The 4,805-nt window shown below is 25.5% G+C and carries 3 protein-coding genes; all 3 read left to right on the top strand.

Annotated features, from left to right (window positions below; genetic code table 11):
- Positions 1-139 precede the first annotated feature (139 nt).
- Entirely contained in the window at positions 140-472 is a 333-nt protein-coding gene (locus tag HGI79_RS23440) for a TnsD family Tn7-like transposition protein (protein ID WP_185652811.1), read from the top strand.
- A 69-nt stretch (positions 473-541) separates the two neighbouring features.
- The gene (locus HGI79_RS21995) at positions 542-2,524 is read left to right on the top strand and encodes an AAA family ATPase (RefSeq protein ID WP_185652810.1); all 1,983 of its coding nucleotides are present in this window, start codon (positions 542-544) and stop codon (positions 2,522-2,524) included.
- Complete coding sequence (locus HGI79_RS21990; protein ID WP_185652809.1) at positions 2,517-3,878, top strand: hypothetical protein; 1,362 nt, start codon at positions 2,517-2,519, stop codon at positions 3,876-3,878. The genes HGI79_RS21995 and HGI79_RS21990 overlap by 8 nt, the downstream gene beginning before the upstream one ends.
- The last annotated feature ends 927 nt before the right edge of the window (positions 3,879-4,805 follow it).

Raw genomic sequence — 4,805 nt, 5'->3', positions numbered from 1 at the left:
AGAATAGGTTCAAGGATAGAAGAGATAAGGGCTGAGAGGGAGTGAGGGGAGTGTCAGAACTTTTTTTTCAGGGGACATAGTTAGGGGTTAAAAAATAAAGCTGGGTAATTAAATGGGGAAACTTTTATAAGGTTTAAGGATTAAAGTTATTGATTGGAATAAAAGAGACGAAAAATACTTTAAGTTAGTTAAGGACCAGGTAGAATTTATAAAAGAGAGCAAAGAAAAGCATGAAAGAATTACAGTCGGGTTAATTGAAAGAAGAATAAAGAATCTTACATTATTACAAAAGCATCTTAATAAAATGCTTAAAACTAAAGATTACTTGATGAAAAATATTGAAACTATAGAAGATACTCAAATTAGAAGGATAAAATGGGCAGTTAAAAAGTTAGCTAAAGATGGAACAGTAAGTGAGTGGGAAGTGGTTAGGTTAGCTGGATTAGCAAATTTAATCCAATTAAGTTTGTAAGTTTTGATTTTAAAGATTAAGTTTAAATTATAGTAGTAGATAATTGTTGGTAGGAGAGGATTCAAAAGAATGGTAACAGAACTTTGCTATATATGGATTGATGATTATGGATTACTAAAAAGACAAGATATTAATTTGGGTGGTGAATTTATTTTTCAATATCAAGAAAATGAATTAAAGATAGAAAAAAATAATCAATACTTTCCTAACTTTTTCGGTAATAGAATAACCAATATTACAGGGTTGGTAGGGGAAAATGGAAGTGGAAAAACAAGTATTATTAGATTTTTTTTAGAAACATTTTCTATGGATATGTTATCGGAGATTAATGCAATAATAATACTAAAATGTAATGATAAATATTATTGCTATTATAATAGAGACAAAATAAAAGAATTGCTTATTATGGAAATGTATAAGAATATCATTAATTTATGCCCTTTACCTGATAAAGATAAAAAATTAGAGAGTGAAATAACATATCTAAAAAATATATCTCGAATATACTATTCAAGTAGTTTTACTGAAAGTACATATATAGGTAGAAGTAGACATGCCGAAAATAACTCTACTCAAAATTTATCTACACTATATTTGGTAAATAGTTTGCGGAAGAATAATGTGCAGTCATTTTTTTATAAAAATAGAATACAGACTATTCACTTCATATATGAAAATAAAGAAGAATTAGAAGATATAATACAAATTGAAATGCCAAAATATATAAAAATACTTGATGTATACAATTTTAGAAGTTTAGTACAAAATTTCATTTCATTATTAAAAGAAATAAAAGTAGATAATGGAACTTTAGTACAGGTAAAAAAAGTTATAGATAACTTTACAAGAGATTTTTATAAATTAGGTAAGAGTGTAGGAGATTTTAAATTATATAAATTGTACATGTATTTTACTATATTTACACAATATATTAATGAATTAAAAAGTGGATATATTGTTTGGTATGGTAACAACAATAAAGATATTAATACGATATACTCAATTATAGTTGAGTATTTGAAGGTAAGTGAAAATGTAGATGACTTATATAAAAACCTAATTTTTATAATTAATAAGCTTAATGAGCTGTCTCAATATATATCTGAAGAAGATTGTAACTTTACAGACAATAATATTAAAGTAGTTGAATTACTAAGTCTAATTGACAGATTCAAAGATAAAATATATATGAAAAGCGGATTTGTAATAGAGCTTCAGGAATATGAATTACTAAGTGAACTAATTATATTGTGTGAGAGATTATTTGATAAATCTGAAAATCCGTTAAATAGGGACAAGTCATTAGATTTTTTGCATTTTCAATGGTATGATAACAATTTTGAAGCCATGTATCTTAGTTCAGGGGAAGAAGCGATATTAAGTCTTTTGACAAGGATATATTATGGAGTTGAAAGTATTAATAAAGAGTTTGATTCTAAAGATATTTTATTGGTTCTTGAAGAACCAGAGTTGTATCTTCATCCAAACTGGCAAAGAAGATTAATTAGTATAATAATAAATTTTATTGAGAAAATGCTGAAAAATAATGTACAAATTATATTTTCATCTAATACTCCATTTTTAATATCAGATTTACCTAAAAATAATATTATATTTATGGAGAAAGATAAAAAAAATAATTTATGCAAAATAGGTAATGGATTAAATCAACAAGCTGAAACTTTTGGACAAAATATTCATACATTGCTTAGGGAATCATTTTTTATGAGTGAAGGTACTCAGGGAGAATTTGCAAAGAGTAAAATTAAAGAAATAATAGACGAATTAAAGAATATAAGAGAAATAGGGAAAAAAATAGATTATCATAAAAGTGAGGCATTAAAAAGAAAGATTAATATGATTGGTGAGCCATTAATTAAAAATATCTTATTAGGAATGATGGATGATATTGAAATTAAGGAAGGCTATAGTTTGATTACAATAGATGATGAAATTAATTTTTATGAGAAAAAAATAGAAAGTTTAAAAAAATTAAAGAAAGATATAGATACTAATGGAGATATAGATACTAATGGAGATATAGATGATTAAAATAAATATACAAGAAGATAAATTAGAGAGAATAAAAAACAATCATCTGTTGTATGCAAAAATTTATGTTTTACCAAAATTGGAAGAAAAATTAGAGCAAATAAAACGGAGCAATTTTAAATATCAACTATCTTTCTATAAATTATTGAGAGATAATTTTAATACGATAATAATTGGGAGTCCAAGAGAATTGAGGTATTTTGTTGAAGACGATACAAAAAAGTGGCATAGCGGATTTCTATATTTAAGTTATATTAATGCAAAAGATGAATATAAAGATTTTTATAAAGATGATAGAGGATTTAATGAGGAATTAAGTAAGATATTTGATTATGAACTTTTTAAAGACGAAAATGAGGTATCTGAAGATATAGGTTTGTTTTCATATATAAAAAAAATAAATGGTAATATTAAAAGTCAAAAAAGAATAATTCAAGAAACAGAAATAATTGAATCGATATGTCTACAAGAAATAATGACAAATAGTTATAAATCTAAAAATTATGAAGAGTTCATTAAAGCATTAAAATTAATTAATGATAATTATAAAATCAGAGTTAAAAGATTATATGAATCTATTTTTAATGTGTTTTCTTGGGGGGCTTATTCGTTATTAAAGGAAATAAGTATTGATACATGTCCCTATTGCAATAGACAATATATAAGTATATTAGAGAGCAACAATTCAAATTTAATAGGGAAAACAAGACCAGAATTAGACCATTTTTTGTGTAAAAAGGAATTTCCTTTTTATGCAGTCTCTCTATTTAATTTAATTCCTTCTTGTCATGTTTGTAATTCAAATATAAAGAAAGATATTAAGTTTGTAAGAACTGTTGGTAAAGGTAGAAACTTACTAAAATTTAAGAGTAGAAATAGGTCAGAAGATTATATAAAAGTATTATGCCCATATGAAGAAGGTTTTGGAGAAAAATATGTTTTTTCAATATACCCACAAGATGATGATAAAGAGTATAATATTTTCTTTGGAAAAATCGATGAAGATGACTTTGTTCTAAAGTTGAAATATAATGGGAAGAAAGATTCTAACAATACTATTGAAGAAAAAGAATTCATAACAAAAGCAAGAGGCAATAATATAGTTTTCAGGCTGGAAGAATTATATAATGATAATCATAAAGATGTTGTTAAGGAATTGATTGTTAAATCAACGATATATAATGATTCATATATAAATGAGCTATTATTAAATTATAGTGATATTTTTAATAGTAAAAAACAAGTCATGGAATTACTATTATCAAGCTATTTAGACAATAGTGAGAAAAGACCCTTAAGTAAGCTTATAAAAGATATTTCCCAACAATTGGGACTATTAGATAATATAGATTAATTAGTGCTATATAAAGCATGAAGAAAATTCAAGACGAAATCCTGTGTTTGCTCATGCCTTTTTCTTTCTGCCCTTTAGTCAAGCTATCAAAATTAGGATTTAGAGATTGGAGAAATGACTGATAAAATGACAAAAATACTGTTTAAAAGCTTGATAATAGAGGGCGTTCAGTAGAGCCGATAAAAAAATAACAATTAGGTAGAATAGAGATTGAAATGAATAATAAATATAGCATAAGTAAGATAGTTGATATTAATAATCAAGTTTCTAATCTGAATTATAATTCAAATTCTCTAATCTCTTCTATGTACTTGAAAAATAAACTCGTTCCACAACTAATAAAGTTGTTCCGAGTGAAATAAAGTTGTTCTGAAAGCATGAAGAAAATGCAGGAGATTTTCCTGTAGGACTTCATGCTTTTTTTCGTTCCCTCCTTTATTCAAGTCATTAAAAGCAGGAAAAAAAGATTGAACAAAAGATTGCTTTAAAGCAGGGGAATACTGATAAAAAGCTTGATAATAGAGGGATTTATGAAGGTTTAAGTTTGAATGGAGTAAGTGCTTATAGTGCTAATACATTTTTTTATTGAAAAATTTTTTATATAGCATTTTAAGTTACATAATCCTGTTTTTGAGTATTTAGAGAATAAAAATTATCCGAATTGTTGACATATAAGTATTTATAAAGAAAATAAAGAGGAGATTATCTGACGGAAATATATAGATATATTTATGTAAGCACATCAACACAAATAGAAGCAATATTTAAGAAGTATCTGGAATTAGGAAGTATTAACAAGGTAAAGAAATTTTTATATACAGAAGAAGTGAAAACATCAAGGGGAAAAAAAGAGAACGCACATAGGTTTGTGTAAAATATAATAGATAGGTTGAAACTTATTTGGAAATTACTATGAGGATTTCTTCC

This window comes from Clostridium sp. DJ247 (assembly GCF_014231265.1).
This window is presented reverse-complemented; position numbering and strand designations above follow the sequence as displayed.